We start from the raw sequence: 14,746 nt of genomic DNA, 5'->3' as shown, positions 1-14,746 counted from the left end.
CCGCGGCCTGGGCTTTTTTTCGACCTTCCGCTATGCTCTGGCGACTTTCACATCTCGCCATCCGCGCCATGTCCGCCCGTATCCTTAGCCTGCATATCTATCCCATCAAATCCTGCGCCGGCATCGATCTGAGCGAATCGCCTATCGACCGCGCGGGGCTGGCGCACGACCGGCGCTGGATGTTGATCGACGGCAGCGGGCAGTTCATGACGCAGCGCCAGTGGCCGCGCATGGCGCTCATCCGCACCGCGATCGACGACGGCGCGCTGCGCGTGTCGGCGCCCGACATGGCCGACCTGCTGATCGCGCTGGACGGCTCCGGCCTGGAAGCGGGCAGCGAAACCGTCACCGTCTGGAAGGACAGCCTGCCCGCGCTGCGCGAAAGCGCCGCCGCCGGCCGCTGGTTCTCGGATTTCCTGGGCACGCCCTGTCGCCTGTACAAGGTCGATCCCGCCGCGCGCCGACCGGCCAAGACCGATTGGGTGTCGCGCTGGCTGGATGCGCATCCGGACGAGTCCGAGCGTTTCTCGGGCACCCATCATTTCGGTTTCGCCGACGGCTTTCCGCTGCTGGTGGCCAACCAGGCCTCGCTGGACGACCTGAACGCCCGGCTGCGCGCGAAGGGCGCGGCCGAGGTGCCGATGGACCGGTTCCGGCCCAATATCGTGGTGCAGGGGGACTGGGAGGCATTCGAAGAGGACCACACCGCGCTGATCGAGGCGGCGGACGTGCGCATGGCTTTCGTCAAGCCCTGCACCCGCTGCTCGATTCCGGACATCGACCAGCGCAGCGCGCAGCAGTTCGACGAGCCGGGCCGCACGCTGGCGTCCTACCGTAACCTGGACATCGGCGTGGTGTTCGGCCAGAACGCCATCCTGGACGCGCCGGCGCAGGCGCGCCTGAAGGTTGGCGACGCGGTGCGGATCGAACTGGATTTCTAGGCCCGGCGGACATGGCCGCCGGGTGGGGGGGCAGGACCGGATTGGCGTCAGGCCGACGACAGCTTCAGGCCGACCAGCCCCAGCACGATCAGTCCCACGCTGACGATGCGCATCCAGCTGGTGGATTCCCCGAACAGCACGATGCCGGCGATGAAGGCGCCGATGGTGCCGATGCCCACCCAGATGGCATAGGCGGTGCCCAGCGGCAGCGTTTTCATGGCCAGGGCCAGCAGCCAGAAGCTGATGGCCATGCAGGCCACGGTGACGAGCGAGGGGACGAGGCGGGTGAATCCGTGCGTGTATTTCAGGCCCACGGCCCAGACGACTTCAAACAGGCCCGCGAGCACCAGGATGATCCAAGTCATGACGACTCCTACGAAAGCCGCGCCGGCATGACCGATGCGCCGATTGCCGGCGCGCCGCCGGCGCGATGGGGTCGTCCCCGGGACAGGATGCGCGGCTTGTTTGATCGCGCGCAGCCGCGGGCCGTCCCGCAGCGGCAAAAATTATAGAATACCGGCTTTCGACGGCAAAACCGGGCGCCGTCGTCCTTCCGTCCCGTTCCGGGCGTCGCCGGCCGAGGCTGGCCGCCAGGACGGGATTCTTGCATCACTTCGCGCTCCGGGTCGCGAAACCAGGATATTTTCTACCATGCAACGCATCATGCTGCGGGCCAAGCTGCACCGCGTCACCGTCACCGAAGCCGACCTGCATTACGAGGGGTCCTGCGGCATCGACGAGGACCTGCTGGACGCTGCCGGCATGCGCGAGTTCGAGCGCATCGAGCTCTACAACGTCACCAACGGCGAGCGCTTCGACACCTACATCATCAAGGCCGCCCGCGGCAGCGGCGCGATCTCGCTGAACGGCGCCGCCGCCCGCCGCGCCCAGGTGGGCGATCTGATGATCATCTGCACCTACGGCCCCATGTCCGAGGAAGACTCGGCCACGCACAAGCCGAAGGTCGTGCTGGTGGACGACGCCAACCGCGTCAAGGAAATCCGCAAGTTCCCGGCCTGAGGCCGGGCCGGGCGGGACGCGCGCGATGGCGCGCCCCGTCAACCCCATACTGTTTCATGCCATGAGCTTCCAGGTCATCATCCAACCCAGCAAGCACCAGTTCCCGGTCGAGCCCGGCCAGACCGTGCTCGACGCGGCCCTGGCCGCGGGCATCGTGCTGCCCTACAGCTGCCGCAACGGCGCCTGCTCCACCTGCAAAGGCAAGGTGGTGTCCGGGGAGTTCGACGCCGGCCAGTACCCCGCGCAGATCCTGTCGCCCGAAGAACTGGCCGACGGCTATACGCTGTTCTGCCAGGCGCGGCCCGAGTCGGATCTGGTGGTGGAATCCACCGAGGTTCGCCTCGCCAGCGATATCCAGATTCGCAAGCTGCCCTCGCGCGTGCAGACGATGGAGCGCGCCGCGCCCGACGTCGCCGTGCTCAAGCTGCAGTTGCCGGCCTCCGAGCAGTTCCGCTATTACGCGGGCCAGTACGTCGAAGTCATCCTGAAGGACGGCCGCCGCCGCAGCTATTCCATGGCCGGCGCGCCGCACACTGGCAGCCCGCTGGAATTGCACATCCGCCACATGCCCGGCGGCCTGTTCACCGACCATGTGTTCGGTGCCGGCGCCACGCAGATGAAAGAGCGCGAGATCCTGCGCCTGGAAGGGCCGTTCGGCTCGTTCTTCCTGCGCGAGGACAGCGACAAGCCGGTGGTGCTGCTGGCCAGCGGCACCGGCTTTGCGCCGGTCAAGGCCATCGTCGAGCACATGATCCACAAGAACATCCAGCGTCCGGTGTCGCTGTACTGGGGCGGTCGCCGTCCGCAGGACCTGTACATGGACGCGCTGGCGCAGTCGTGGACCGAGGCGCTGCCCGGATTCCGTTACGTGCCCGTGGTCTCCAACGCGTTGCAGGAAGACGGCTGGACGGGCCGCACCGGCTTCGTGCACGAGGCCGTGATGCAGGACATCGCCGACATGTCGGGCCACCAGGTCTATGCCTGCGGCACGCCCTTGATGGTGGACGCGGCGCGGCGCGAATTCAGCGTCCAGTGCGGCCTGCCGGCGGAAGAGTTCTACGCCGACGCCTTCACGTCGGAGGCCGACCTGGCCAAGGCCGCTGGCTGAGCCGGGCCTGGCCTGGCCGGCTGGGTGCAAGGGGCGGATCGGGCAGGCTGGAGCCGGGCCGTCGGATTCCGCCCCAATTTTTGCCTGCGGGCATCGTAGGCGGCGGCAGGCCGCCGGAGTAAACTGCAGTGTCATTTCGGCAGCGGCCTGGAGCGGCGCGCGGACATCGGGTCCGACGCCAGACTCCGCGCATGGAGCAATGCGGGCATGAAAGTAGCGGTATTGGGTAGCGGCATCATCGGAATTTCCAGCGCCTGGTGGCTGAGCCAGGCGGGCCACGACGTCGTGGTGATCGACCGCTGCACCGGCCCCGCCCAGGAAACCAGCCTGGCCAACGGCGCGCAGATCTCGGTGTCCTACGCCGAACCCTGGGCCAATCCCCAGGCGCCGTTCAAGCTGCTGAAGTGGATGTTCCAGGAAGACGCGCCGCTGCTGTTCCGCCCGCAGCTCGACTGGCGCCAATGGATGTGGGGCCTGGCGTTCCTGCGCGAGTGCTTGCCCGGCAGGCTGGCGCCCAACATCCGCGCCATGGTCCGCATGGCCGAATACAGCCGCGCCACGTTGCGCGCCATGCGCGCCGACCTGGGCATCCAGTACGACCATCTGGAGCGCGGCATCCTGAATTTCTATCGCGATCCGCAGGAATTCGAAAATTCCCAGCGCGCCGCCGGGCTGATGCGCGACTTCGGCGTCGAGCGCCGCGTGGTGTCGGCCGACGAGGTCATCGCCATCGAGCCCGCGCTGGCGCCGCATCGCAATACCATCGTCGGCGGCGACTACACGCCGGAAGACGAAAGCGGTGACGTGCACCTGTTCACGGTCGCGCTGGCCGAGCATTGCGCGCGGGCCGGCGTCGAGTTTCGCTACAACACCCAGGCCACCCGGCTGCTCACGGCCGGCGGCAACGTGCAGGGCGTGGAGCTGATCGATCCGGACGGCCGCTACGGCACGCTGTCGGCCGACGCCTACGTGGTGGCGATGGGCAGCTTCAGTCCCGCCATGCTGCGTCCACTGGGCATCCCCTGCAACGTCTATCCGGCCAAGGGTTATTCGGCGACCTTCCCGATCGTCAGGCCCGATGCCGCGCCCGTGGTCAGCCTGACGGACAGCAGCCACAAGATCGTCTTTTCGCGGCTGGGAGACCGGCTGCGCATGGCCGGCACGGCAGAGCTGTCGGGCTATTCCCGTGGCCTGAACACCGCGCGTTGCGAGGCGCTTACCCGCCTCGCCCGCCAACTTTTTCCCGACGCGCTCGATTTCGAGCGCGTCGGCTATTGGTCGGGCCTGCGCCCGTCCACGCCTTCCAACGTGCCCATCATCGGCCGCAGTCGTATCCCCAATTTGTATGTCAACACGGGACACGGTACGCTCGGCTGGACGATGGGTGTTGGCTCGGGCCGGGCCCTGGCTGACGTGGTCAGCGGGCGCCAGCCTGAACCGGAATTTCCTTTCCTTGGTCTGTGAACCTATGAAGAAACTGCAATTGGCGGGTGTTGCCCGCGCGATGTTCGCCAGCCGGCGGGCATGGGTCTTTGGCGCCGCCATGGCGGCCGCGGGCGTGGCGCATGCCGCCCCCGTGGAAATCCAGGTCTGGCATACGCTGACCGACGCGAACAAGGCCGAGTTCGAAAAGCTGGCCAAGCAATACAACAAGGAGCAGGATCAGGTCAGCGTCACGCTGCGCGCCTTTGCCTCGCAGGCGCAGCTGCAGCAGGAAACCACTGCCGCGGTCAAGGCCAAGAAGGCCCCCAATCTGCTGCAACTGGCCGACAACCGTTCGCCCGAAGTCGTGGCCGAGCACAAGGCCGTGATGCCGATGTACGAACTGCTGGCCAAGTATCCGATCAAGGACCTGAACTGGTACGTGCCCGCCACCAGCAGCTTCGTGCGCGACGGCAAGGGCCGCTTGCTGGCCTTCCCCTGGATGGCCGAGATACCGGTGATGTTCTACAACACCGCCGCCTACAAGAAGGCCGGGCTGGATCCGCAGAAGCCCGCCCGCACCTGGTCCACCCTGCAAGGCGAGCTGCTCAAGCTGCGCGACGTGGCCGACATCGACTGTCCCTATGCCTCCAGCGACCAGGTCGCGGTGCACCTTGAGAACCTGGCGCCCGTGAACGGCCAGCTGTTCACCAGTAACAACAATGGCCTGGACGCCGTCACCAAGAAGACGCCGGCGCCGACCATGCAGTTCGACACGCTCTACATGCGCCACATCTCGCTGATGGTGAGCTGGAAGCGTTCGCTGCTGTTCATGGCGCACACGGCCGACAACGGCGCCGACAAATTGTTCGCCAAGGGCGAGTGCGCGGTGCTGACGTCCAATTCCGGTTCGTTCGGTCAGTTCCTGGCGACCAAGTCGCTGTCCTTCGGCGTCGCGCCGCTGCCGTACTACGACCAGGCCACCAGCAATGGCGGCCAGCCCTTCGTCAGCGGCTCGGCCCTGTGGGCGATGGAAGGCCATCCGAAGGACCAGGAAAAGGCCACGGCCCAGTTCCTGGCCTGGCTGTCCAAGCCCGTGGTCGCCGCCGAATGGCACCAGCGCACCGGCTATCTGCCGCTGACCGAGGCCGCTTTCCGCGCGTCCGATGTGTCGTTCTACAAGAGCATTCCCGGCGCGCAAGCCGTGATCGCTTCCATGAGCGCCCGTCCGTCCGCCAGCAGCCGCGGCTTCCGCATGGCGAACTACACGCGTATCGAACCGGTGCTGAACCAGCAGCTGACCGACGCGTTCGAAGGCAAGACCCCGCCGATGGCCGCGCTGAACAACGCCGCCAACCAGGCGCGCACCATCGCCACGCAACGCTGAGCGCGACGCCGTCGGCGGTCGCCTAAGGCAAGGCCCGGTCCTCGGACCGGGCTTTTTTTCGCCCTGCCGACGCGCCGGACCTGGTTGCCAGTCATCGCCGGGCCGCGTCTTTCCGGCCTGTGCCGTCACCCGGCGCGACGGTACGGGGATAAATCCGTCCCTCCGTACATGCCAGTCTGGCGCCGGATTTCGCCGCCCGCGATCATGCCTGCAAGCGTGCGCCGTCCGGCGCGCCGGTGACGGAGGAGAAGGCATGTCTTGGCGGATCATCATCGCGGCCGGCTTGGGCGGGCTTGGGGCGTGCGCAAGCCCGCCGGGCATGGACGGGGCGGCCTGGCCGGTGCCGGCGCCGTCGGCGTGCCCGTTCGATTTTGGCTGGCGCCTGTCCGGCGATCAGGCTGTCGCGCCGATGCAGGTATTCGACGACGGCCGCAAAACCTGGCTGCATTTCGCTCCAGAGGCCCGGCTGCCGGCCATCCTGGGCGTGGACGAAGAGGGCGAGCGCCCGCTGCCCCATACGCGCCGCGCGCCCTACGTGGTGCTGCCCGGCGTCTGGCCCGAACTGCGCTTCCAGGGCGGCGGCCTGAGGGCCACGGCGCTGCGCAATCAGGAGCCGGGCGGCAGCGTCCGGGAGGGACTCCATTGCCGCCAACCCTCTATATAATCAAAGATTCGCCTAAATTCCGCGTCGTCCACGATGAAATCCTCCGAGATTCGCCAGCAGTTCCTGCAATTCTTCAAGTCCAAGGGACACACCATCGTTCCTTCGTCGTCGCTCGTGCCGGGCAACGACCCGACCCTGCTCTTCACCAACTCGGGCATGGTCCAGTTCAAGGACGTGTTCACGGGCAAGGAGACGCGCTCGTATTCGCGCGCGACGTCGTCGCAGCGCAGCGTGCGGGCCGGCGGCAAGCACAATGACCTGGAAAACGTGGGCTACACCGCGCGCCACCACACGTTCTTCGAGATGCTGGGCAACTTCAGCTTCGGCGACTACTTCAAGCGCGACGCCATCTCGTACGCCTGGGAGCTGCTGACCCAGGTCTACAAGCTGCCCGCCGAGAAGCTGTGGGTCACGGTGTACCAGGAAGACGACGAGGCCTACGACATCTGGGCCAAGGAAGTCGGCGTGCCGGCCGAGCGGATCATCCGCATCGGCGACAACAAGGGCGCGCGCTACGCCTCCGACAACTTCTGGCAGATGGCCGACACCGGCCCCTGCGGCCCGTGCTCGGAAATCTTCTACGACCACGGCCCGGACGTATGGGGCGGCCCCCCGGGATCGCCCGAGGAAGACGGCGACCGCTACATCGAGATCTGGAACCTGGTGTTCATGCAGTTCGAGCGCGACGCCGCCGGCAACATGCCGCGCCTGCCGCGTCCCTGTGTCGATACCGGCATGGGCCTGGAACGCATCGCCGCCGTGCTGCAGGGCGTGCACTCCAACTATGAAATCGACCTGTTCCAGCGCCTGATCGCCGCCGCCGCGCGCGAGACCGGCGTCAAGAACCTGGAAGACAACTCGCTCAAGGTCATCGCCGACCACATCCGCGCCTGCTCGTTCCTGATCGTCGACGGCGTGATCCCCAGCAACGAAGGCCGCGGCTACGTGCTGCGCCGCATCGTGCGTCGCGCGCTGCGCCATGGCTACAAGCTGGGCCAGACCAAGCCCTTCTTCCACCGCCTGGTGCCGGACCTGGTCGCCGAAATGGGCGAAGCCTATCCCGAGCTGGCCGCGATCGCCGAGCGCGTGGCTCAGGTGCTCAAGCAGGAAGAAGAACGCTTCGGCGAAACGCTGGAGCACGGCATGCGCATCCTGGACGGCGCGCTGGCCGGCGTGGCCAAGGGCGGCCAGCTGGACGGCACCACGCTGTTCACGCTGTACGACACCTACGGCTTCCCGGTGGACCTGACCGCCGACATCTGCCGCGAGCGCGATGTCGACGTGGACATGGCAGGCTTCGAGGCCGCCATGGAGCGCCAGCGCGACCAGGCCCGCGCCGCGGGCAAGTTCAAGATGGCCGAGGGCCTGAGTTACGAAGGCGCCGACACGCGCTTCGAAGGCTACGAGCAGCTCGAGCTGAGCGGCGCCAAGGTCACCGCCCTGTACGTGGACGGCACCCAGGTGCAGCAGGTGCAGGCCGGCCAGAGCGCGGTCGTGGTGCTCGATGCCACGCCGTTCTACGCCGAATCGGGCGGCCAGGTCGGCGACACCGGCCTGCTGGAAGCCGACGGCCTGCGCTTCGCCGTGGCCGATACGCTCAAGATCCAGGCCGGCGTGTTCGGCCATCATGGCGTGCTGGAATCGGGCACGCTGTCGGTGGGCGACAGCCTGCTGGCCCGCGTCGACGCCGTGCGCCGCGCGCGCACCGTGCGCAACCACTCCGCCACCCACCTGATGCACAAGGCGCTGCGCCAGGTGCTGGGCGCTCACGTCCAGCAGCGCGGCTCGCTGGTCGATCCCGACAAGACCCGTTTCGACTTCGCGCAGGACGCGCCGCTGACCGCCGAGCAGATCGCCCGCGTGGAAGCCATTGTCAATGCTGAGATCCTGGCCAACCAGCCCACCGTGGCGCAGGTCATGCCCTATGACGACGCGGTCAAGGGCGGCGCCATGGCGCTGTTCGGCGAGAAATACGGCGACACCGTGCGCGTGCTGGATATCGGCTTCTCGCGCGAACTCTGCGGCGGCACCCACGTGTCCCGCACCGGCGACATCGGCCTGTTCAAGATCGTGTCCGAGGGCGGCGTGGCCGCTGGCGTGCGCCGCGTCGAAGCCATTACTGGCGACAATGCGCTCGCCTGGGTGCAGAACCAGAACGCGCTGCTGACGCAGGTCGCGGGCATGCTGCGCAGCACGCCGGCCGATCTGCCCGCGCGCATCGCGCAGGTGCAGGATCAGGTCAAGGCCCTGGAAAAAGACCTGGAGCAGTCGCGCAGCAAGCTGGCCGCCAGCGCCGGCAACGACCTGGCGTCCAGCGCCGCGGTCGAGGTCAAGGGCATCAAGGTCCTGGCCGCCAGCATCGCCGACGTCGATCCCAAGGCCCTGCGCGGCATGGTCGACAACCTCAAGGATCGCCTGAAGCCCGCGGTTGTGCTGCTGGCGACCGGCGCCGAAGGCAAGATCAGCGTGGTGGGCGGCGTCACGGCCGACCTGACCGGCCGCGTCAAGGCCGGCGACCTGGTGGGCTTCGTGGCCGGCCAGGTGGGCGGCAAGGGCGGCGGACGTCCGGACATGGCCATGGGCGGCGGCACCGACGCCGCGGCCCTGCCTGCGGCGATCGCCAGCGTGCAGAAGTGGGTGGAAGAGCGTCTCTGATGAATGCGTCGGACGTACAGGCAGGGCAGGGCGGCGAGACGCCGGTTTTCGATATGGAAGTCGACGCCAGCGGCCTGACTTGCCCCCTGCCCATCCTGCGCGCCAAGAAAGCCCTGGCGCAGATGGAAAGCGGGCAGGTGTTGCGAGTGGTCACGACCGACCGCAATGCTGTCCGCGACTTCCAGGCGTTCTCGCGCCAGACCGGCAACGCGCTGCTCGCGCAGCAGGAGTCGGACGGCGGCTGCACGCATTTCCTGCGCAGACGCTAGGCGGCGAGCGGGTTCCGGCCCGGATTTGTACAATGCAGGGATGTGGCGTTTTGGCGTGCTGTTTGTCGTATAAAACGCGCTTCCCAATGAAATTTGGCGCCTGGATTTGCCAGCCGGCTTCTTTAGGTGCTAGAATTTCCCGTTTTTCACAACTAATTCAAGGGATTACCTATGGTGGTGATTCGCCTGGCCCGCGGTGGGTCCAAGAAGCGTCCGTTCTACAACCTGGTGGCTGCTGATTCGCGCAACCGTCGCGATGGCCGTTTCATTGAACGCGTGGGTTTCTACAACCCGGTGGGCAATGATGGTGCCGAGAACCTGCGCATTGCGCTGGATCGCGTGCAACACTGGACCAGCAACGGCGCCCAACTGTCGCCCGCTGTCGAGCGTCTGGTCAAGGATTACTCGGCCAAGGTTTCCGCCGCGGCCTAAGTGCCTGCGCGGTAGCCCTGCCGGTTTTTTCTGCCTGCTACAGCTTCAATAGCTGCCATTACGCAACCCATACTCACGACATGTCTGCTGCCGCACCCTCCAACGCGGCGCCTGCGGATCTGATCGAGCTGGGCCGCATCACTGCGGCCTACGGCATCAAAGGCTGGGTCAAGGTGCAGCCACACTCGGCGCAAGCCGAAGTGCTGCTCACGGCTTCTGAATGGTGGTTGACTCGCCCTGTGCCCGAATCGGCGCGGGGCGTTGTCGCGTCTGGGCCGGTCGCATACAAGGTCCTGCAATCCCGTTCCCAGGGCGCCACGGTCGTGGCGCAGTTGGCGGGCATTGCCGATCGCGATCTGGCCGAAGCCTTGCGCGGATTTTCCGTGCAGGCCTCGCGCGGGTCCTTCCCCGCGCCCGAAGAAGACGAATACTACTGGGTCGACCTGATAGGCTGCGCGTTGTATACCAACGCCAATGGCGAACCCGCGCTGATCGGCGTGGTGGACGAGGTCTTCGACAACGGCGCCCACGCCGTGCTGAAGGTCCTGTGCCAGAGGGAAGGGGCCGACGGTCCCGAAGCCATCCTCAATGCCAAGGGCAAGCCTGCCGATATGCTCGTTCCGTTCGTACGCGCGCACATTCTTTCCGTGGACCTCGCCGCTCGCCGCATTGACAGCGACTGGCCGCTGGACCTCTGATGCGTATCGACGTCGTTACGCTCTTTCCCGAAATGTTCGGGGTAGTGCGCGACCTCGGCGTCACCGGCCGGGCGCACGCCCAGGGCCGGTGGTCCCTGCATGCCTGGAATCCCCGCGACTTCACGCACGATGTCCATCGCACCGTGGACGACCGTCCCTATGGGGGCGGTCCGGGCATGGTGATGATGGCCGCTCCGCTGGAGGCGGCTGTCAGCGCCGCCCAGCAGGCGCGGGCTGCCCAGGGGCTGGGGCCTGCGCCGGTCGCCTTGCTGGCGCCGGTGGGGCGCCGCTATGACCAGGCCGGAGCCGAGGCCCTGGCCGCGAGCGACGGGCTGATCCTGATCTGCGGCCGCTACGAGGGCGTTGACCAGCGGTTCATCGAACGTTGCGTCACCCAGGAAATCTCGCTGGGCGACTTTGTGCTGTCCGGCGGCGAGATCGCCGCGCTGGCGGTCATCGATGCCGCCGTGCGCCTGCTGCCCGGCGTGCTCAACGATGGCGACTCGGCCTTGCAGGATTCGTTCAACGACACGCTGTCCGGCTTGCTGGACAGTCCGCATTACACGCGCCCGGAAGTCTATGAGGGCGCGGCCGTGCCCGCGCCGCTGCTCAGCGGTCACCATGCGCACATCGCCGCCTGGCGGCGCGAGCGCTCGCTCGAACTGACGGCTGCCCGGCGACCCGAGCTGATCGAGGCGGCCCGTTCGCGCGGCCTGCTCGACAAGGCCGATGAGCGCCATCTGGCGGCATTGGCCGGACTGCCTGATCCCTATCCGCCCAGGCCGGCGCGTCGCCGCAAATCCAAACCGTCCCAGGCCAGCTGAGTCGACGGCTTGGTTCCGGCCGCTGGAACCCGCCGTATTGCGTTGCTGCCTGGCGCGCTGCGCGGTGCATTCATCGCGAGGTCGGGCGCCGGCAAGAACCCGCCAAAAATGTGGACGGTCAAGAGCGGCCAGTAAAGAACGGTCGATAAAAAACCCCGGACCTGCGTCCGGGGTTTTTGCCATCAGGGCCTTGCGCGACGATCAGGCGCCCAGCTTGGCGCGCTGTTCCTGCACCTTGCGCAGCGTTTCGCCGAATTGCGCGACGCGGGCCTTTTCCTGCTCGACGACCGCGGCGGGTGCGCGTTCGACGAAGCTGGCGTTGGACAGCTTGCCGTTGGCCTTGGTGATCTCGCCTTCCAGGCGGGCGATTTCCTTGTCCAGGCGCACGCGTTCGGCGGCGACGTCGATCTCCACGTGCAGCATCAGGCGGCTGGCGCCGACCACCTGCACCGGCGCGCCGGCATCGGGCAGGGCATCCAGCACATCGACCTGGCTCAGCTTGGCCAGCGCGGCCAGGTAGGGCGCGTTGCGCTTGAGCATGTTCCGGTCTTCGCCCTGGGCGCACAGCGGCACCTTCTGGGCCGGCGACAGGCTCATCTCGCCGCGCAGCGCGCGCACGGCCTCGACCTGGGCCTTGAGTTCGGCCACGTCGCCTTCCGCCGCCGCGTCCTGGGCGGCGGGGTTGGCGACCGGGAAGGGCTGCACGCTGACGCTGCCGGGCACGCCGGCCTGACGCTTGCCGGCCACCACCGAGACTGTCTGCCACAGTTCCTCGGTGATGAAGGGGATGATGGGGTGCGCCAGGCGCAGCACCGCTTCCAGCACGCGGATCAGCGTGCGGCGCGTGCCCAGCTGCTGAGCGGGCGTGCCGGTCTGGATCTGGACCTTGGCCAGCTCCAGGTACCAGTCGCAGTATTCGTCCCACACGTAGCGGTACAGCGCGTTGGCGACGTTGTCGAAGCGGTAGTCGGCGAAGCCGCGCGCCACATCGGCTTCCAGCGTCTGCAGCTGGCTGATGATCCAGCGGTCGACGAACGAGGTCTCGCCGGCGTCCGAACCCGTCAGGTCATGCCCCTCGGTGTTCATCAGCACGAAGCGGGTGGCGTTCCAGAGCTTGTTGCAGAAGTTACGGTAGCCCTCGCAGCGCTTCAGGTCGAAGTTGATGTTGCGGCCCAGCGTGGCATAGGCGGCCATGGTGAAGCGCAGCGCGTCGGTGCCGAAGGCGGGGATGCCGTCCGGGTACTGGCGGCGCGTGGCCTTCTCGATGGAGCCGGCCTGCTTGGGGTTCATCAGGCCGTAGGTGCGCTTGGCCACCAGCCCATCCAGGTCGATGCCGTCGATCAGGTCCACGGGGTCCAGCGTGTTGCCCTTGGATTTGCTCATCTTCTGGCCGTCCGCGTCGCGGATCAGGCCGTGCACGTAGACGTGCTTGAACGGGATCTGGCCGGTCATGTGCGTGGTCAGCATGACCATGCGGGCGACCCAGAAGAAGATGATGTCGAAGCCCGTGACCAGCACGCTGGACGGCAGGTAGCGCTGCAGGTCCGGCGTGTTCTCGGGCCAGCCCAGCGTGGTGAAGGGCACCAGGCCGGACGAGAACCAGGTATCGAGCACGTCGGGGTCGCGCGTCAGCGCGCCGGTCACGCCGGCGGCGCGGGCCTGTTCGATGGCTTCGGCCTCGTTGTGGGCGACGAACACCTGGCCGTCTTCCGAGTACCAGGCGGGGATCTGGTGGCCCCACCACAGCTGGCGCGAGATGCACCAGTCCTGGATGTTGTTGAGCCACTGGTTGTAGATGGTGGTCCAGTTGTCGGGGTAGAACTGGATGCGGCCGTCGGCCACGACTTCCAGCGCCACCTGGGTGATGCTCTTGCCCGGGTTCAGCGTGCCTTCGGGCGCCGGCTTGCTCATGGCGACGAACCACTGGTCGGTCAGCATGGGTTCCAGCACCACGCCGGTGCGGTCGCCCTTGGGCTGCATCATCTTGTGCGGCTCGACCTTGACCAGGAACTGCTCGGCTTCCAACTGGGCGACCACTGCCTTGCGGGCCTCGTAGCGCTCCATGCCCTGGAATTGCTTGGGGCCGTTCTCGTTGATGTGGGCGTCCAGCGTGAAGATCACGATCATGGGCAGATCGTGGCGCAGCGCGCAGGCGTAGTCGTTGAAGTCGTGCGCGCCAGTGATCTTGACGCAGCCGGTGCCGAATTCGGGGTCGACGAAATCGTCGGCGATGATGGGGATGTTGCGGTCGCACAGCGGCAGCTCGACCAGCTTGCCGACCAGGTGCTTGTAGCGCGGGTCTTCCGGATGCACGCAGAGCGCGCCGTCGGCCAGCATGGTCTCGGGGCGCGTGGTGGCGATGGTCAGGCCGCGCAGCGTGACGCTCTGGCCGTCCTTGTCGGTGATGGTCTGCGGGCCGTCGACGAAGGGGTAGAGGATGTGCCACATGTGGCCGTCGGTTTCCTCGGACACCACTTCCAGGTCGGACACGGCCGTCAGCAGCTTGGGATCCCAGTTGACCAGGCGCTTGCCGCGGTAGATCAGGCCCTGTTTATGCAGGCGCACGAAGGTCTCGACCACGCCGCGCGACATGCGCTCGTCCATGGTGAAGTACTCGCGCGGCCAGTCGGCGGACGCGCCCAGGCGGCGGACCTGTCCGGTGATCGTGCTGCCGGACTTTTCCTTCCATTCCCAGACTTTTTCGACGAACTTCTCGCGGCCCAGGTCGTGGCGCGAAACCTTTTGGGCGTCGAGCTGTCTTTCAACGACGATCTGCGTGGCGATGCCGGCGTGGTCGGTGCCGGGAATGAACACGGTGTCGTTGCCCGACATGCGGTGGTAGCGCACCAGGCCGTCCATGATGGTCTGGTTGAAGGCATGGCCCATGTGCAGTGTGCCCGTCACGTTGGGCGGCGGGAACTGGATCACATAGGGCGTGGCTTCCGACCCCGTTTTTACGTGCTGGCCGGCCGTGAAATATCCGCGCTTCTCCCATTCCGCGTACCAGCGGGATTCGAGTTCGGCGGGTTCGAAGCTCTTGGAAAGCTCCGGGGATTCGGTGGCGCCAGCGGCGGCGTTCGGGGTTGCGGCTTGGGTCATTGCAGGGTTCCGGCAGACAGGTGGCCCGGTCGATGGAGGCGGGCAGCAAACCGATCATTTTAAGATGTAATGCGGTCTTCTCGCCGTGTTAGAATACCGGGTTACTGTAAACCTTTTGGAAGTCCCTGAATTCATTGAGGATTCATTGAAAAAGTTCATATTGAAACTTCAATGAAAACGCGGTGAGATTTCAGAACATGCCGTCCAGCGCGTCCGTTGGGCATTGC

General features: G+C 66.7%; 13 protein-coding genes. 11 read left to right on the top strand and 2 right to left on the bottom strand.

Annotated features, from left to right (window positions below):
- Nucleotides 1-68: 68 nt before the first annotated feature.
- Nucleotides 69-941 (top strand): MOSC domain-containing protein, encoded by an 873-nt coding sequence (locus C2U31_RS25475; RefSeq protein WP_103275346.1) that lies wholly within the window; start codon nt 69-71, stop codon nt 939-941.
- A gap of 47 nt (nt 942-988) precedes the next feature.
- On the opposite strand, the gene sugE is transcribed toward C2U31_RS25475, so the two are convergent.
- On the bottom strand, nt 989-1,306 hold the full coding sequence (sugE, locus tag C2U31_RS25470) for a quaternary ammonium compound efflux SMR transporter SugE (RefSeq protein ID WP_103275345.1): 318 nt from the start codon (nt 1,304-1,306) through the stop codon (nt 989-991).
- 286 nt (nt 1,307-1,592) lie between these two features.
- Between sugE and panD the strand changes: the two genes are divergently transcribed.
- The 10 genes from panD to trmD all read left to right on the top strand — a co-directional run bounded on the left by panD (nt 1,593) and on the right by trmD (nt 11,420).
- Complete coding sequence (gene panD / locus C2U31_RS25465) at nt 1,593-1,961, top strand: aspartate 1-decarboxylase (protein WP_103275344.1); 369 nt, start codon at nt 1,593-1,595, stop codon at nt 1,959-1,961.
- A 61-nt stretch (nt 1,962-2,022) separates the two neighbouring features.
- Nucleotides 2,023-3,069: a CDP-6-deoxy-delta-3,4-glucoseen reductase gene (locus tag C2U31_RS25460; protein WP_103276574.1), complete on the top strand. Its 1,047-nt coding sequence runs from the start codon at nt 2,023-2,025 to the stop codon at nt 3,067-3,069.
- Nucleotides 3,070-3,276: 207 nt separating this feature from the next.
- Complete coding sequence (locus C2U31_RS25455) at nt 3,277-4,533, top strand: D-amino acid dehydrogenase (RefSeq protein ID WP_103275343.1); 1,257 nt, start codon at nt 3,277-3,279, stop codon at nt 4,531-4,533.
- Between the two features lie 4 nt (nt 4,534-4,537).
- Nucleotides 4,538-5,878: an extracellular solute-binding protein gene (locus tag C2U31_RS25450; protein WP_103275342.1), complete on the top strand. Its 1,341-nt coding sequence runs from the start codon at nt 4,538-4,540 to the stop codon at nt 5,876-5,878.
- Between the two features lie 253 nt (nt 5,879-6,131).
- Nucleotides 6,132-6,542: a TrbG/VirB9 family P-type conjugative transfer protein gene (locus C2U31_RS25445; protein WP_103275341.1), complete on the top strand. Its 411-nt coding sequence runs from the start codon at nt 6,132-6,134 to the stop codon at nt 6,540-6,542.
- 33 nt (nt 6,543-6,575) lie between these two features.
- Complete coding sequence (gene alaS / locus C2U31_RS25440; protein ID WP_103275340.1) at nt 6,576-9,197, top strand: alanine--tRNA ligase; 2,622 nt, start codon at nt 6,576-6,578, stop codon at nt 9,195-9,197.
- Nucleotides 9,197-9,466 (top strand): sulfurtransferase TusA family protein, encoded by a 270-nt coding sequence (locus C2U31_RS25435; protein ID WP_103275339.1) that lies wholly within the window; start codon nt 9,197-9,199, stop codon nt 9,464-9,466. Before alaS ends, C2U31_RS25435 begins: the two co-directional genes overlap by 1 nt.
- A gap of 171 nt (nt 9,467-9,637) precedes the next feature.
- Nucleotides 9,638-9,898 carry a 30S ribosomal protein S16 gene (gene rpsP, locus C2U31_RS25430; protein ID WP_103275338.1) on the top strand — a complete coding sequence of 87 codons (261 nt, stop codon included), beginning with the start codon at nt 9,638-9,640 and terminating at the stop codon, nt 9,896-9,898.
- Between the two features lie 80 nt (nt 9,899-9,978).
- The gene (gene rimM / locus C2U31_RS25425) at nt 9,979-10,596 is read left to right on the top strand and encodes a ribosome maturation factor RimM (protein ID WP_103275337.1); all 618 of its coding nucleotides are present in this window, start codon (nt 9,979-9,981) and stop codon (nt 10,594-10,596) included.
- Nucleotides 10,596-11,420 (top strand): tRNA (guanosine(37)-N1)-methyltransferase TrmD, encoded by an 825-nt coding sequence (gene trmD / locus C2U31_RS25420; protein ID WP_103275336.1) that lies wholly within the window; start codon nt 10,596-10,598, stop codon nt 11,418-11,420. The genes rimM and trmD overlap by 1 nt, the downstream gene beginning before the upstream one ends.
- A 201-nt stretch (nt 11,421-11,621) precedes the next feature.
- Here trmD and C2U31_RS25415 read toward each other — a convergent pair whose 3' ends face one another.
- Nucleotides 11,622-14,519, bottom strand: coding sequence for a valine--tRNA ligase (locus C2U31_RS25415; protein ID WP_103275335.1), 2,898 nt, complete (start codon nt 14,517-14,519; stop codon nt 11,622-11,624).
- Nucleotides 14,520-14,746: the final 227 nt, after the last annotated feature.

Source organism: Achromobacter sp. AONIH1 (assembly GCF_002902905.1).
Lineage (GTDB): Bacteria > Pseudomonadota > Gammaproteobacteria > Burkholderiales > Burkholderiaceae_B > Achromobacter.
The sequence above is the reverse complement of the archived record's forward strand: the minus strand, read 5'-3'. Positions and strand labels throughout refer to the sequence as shown.

Bases quoted from the DNA above. Each gene is read 5' to 3' on its own strand.
- C2U31_RS25475 (WP_103275346.1), top strand. From the start codon at position 69: ATGTCCGCCCGTATCCTTAGCCTGCATATCTATCCCATCAAATCCTGC.
- sugE (WP_103275345.1), bottom strand. From the start codon at position 1,306: ATGACTTGGATCATCCTGGTGCTCGCGGGCCTGTTTGAAGTCGTCTGG.
- panD (WP_103275344.1), top strand. From the start codon at position 1,593: ATGCAACGCATCATGCTGCGGGCCAAGCTGCACCGCGTCACCGTCACC.
- C2U31_RS25460 (WP_103276574.1), top strand. From the start codon at position 2,023: ATGAGCTTCCAGGTCATCATCCAACCCAGCAAGCACCAGTTCCCGGTC.
- C2U31_RS25455 (WP_103275343.1), top strand. From the start codon at position 3,277: ATGAAAGTAGCGGTATTGGGTAGCGGCATCATCGGAATTTCCAGCGCC.
- C2U31_RS25450 (WP_103275342.1), top strand. From the start codon at position 4,538: ATGAAGAAACTGCAATTGGCGGGTGTTGCCCGCGCGATGTTCGCCAGC.
- C2U31_RS25445 (WP_103275341.1), top strand. From the start codon at position 6,132: ATGTCTTGGCGGATCATCATCGCGGCCGGCTTGGGCGGGCTTGGGGCG.
- alaS (WP_103275340.1), top strand. From the start codon at position 6,576: ATGAAATCCTCCGAGATTCGCCAGCAGTTCCTGCAATTCTTCAAGTCC.
- C2U31_RS25435 (WP_103275339.1), top strand. From the start codon at position 9,197: ATGAATGCGTCGGACGTACAGGCAGGGCAGGGCGGCGAGACGCCGGTT.
- rpsP (WP_103275338.1), top strand. From the start codon at position 9,638: ATGGTGGTGATTCGCCTGGCCCGCGGTGGGTCCAAGAAGCGTCCGTTC.
- rimM (WP_103275337.1), top strand. From the start codon at position 9,979: ATGTCTGCTGCCGCACCCTCCAACGCGGCGCCTGCGGATCTGATCGAG.
- trmD (WP_103275336.1), top strand. From the start codon at position 10,596: ATGCGTATCGACGTCGTTACGCTCTTTCCCGAAATGTTCGGGGTAGTG.
- C2U31_RS25415 (WP_103275335.1), bottom strand. From the start codon at position 14,519: ATGACCCAAGCCGCAACCCCGAACGCCGCCGCTGGCGCCACCGAATCC.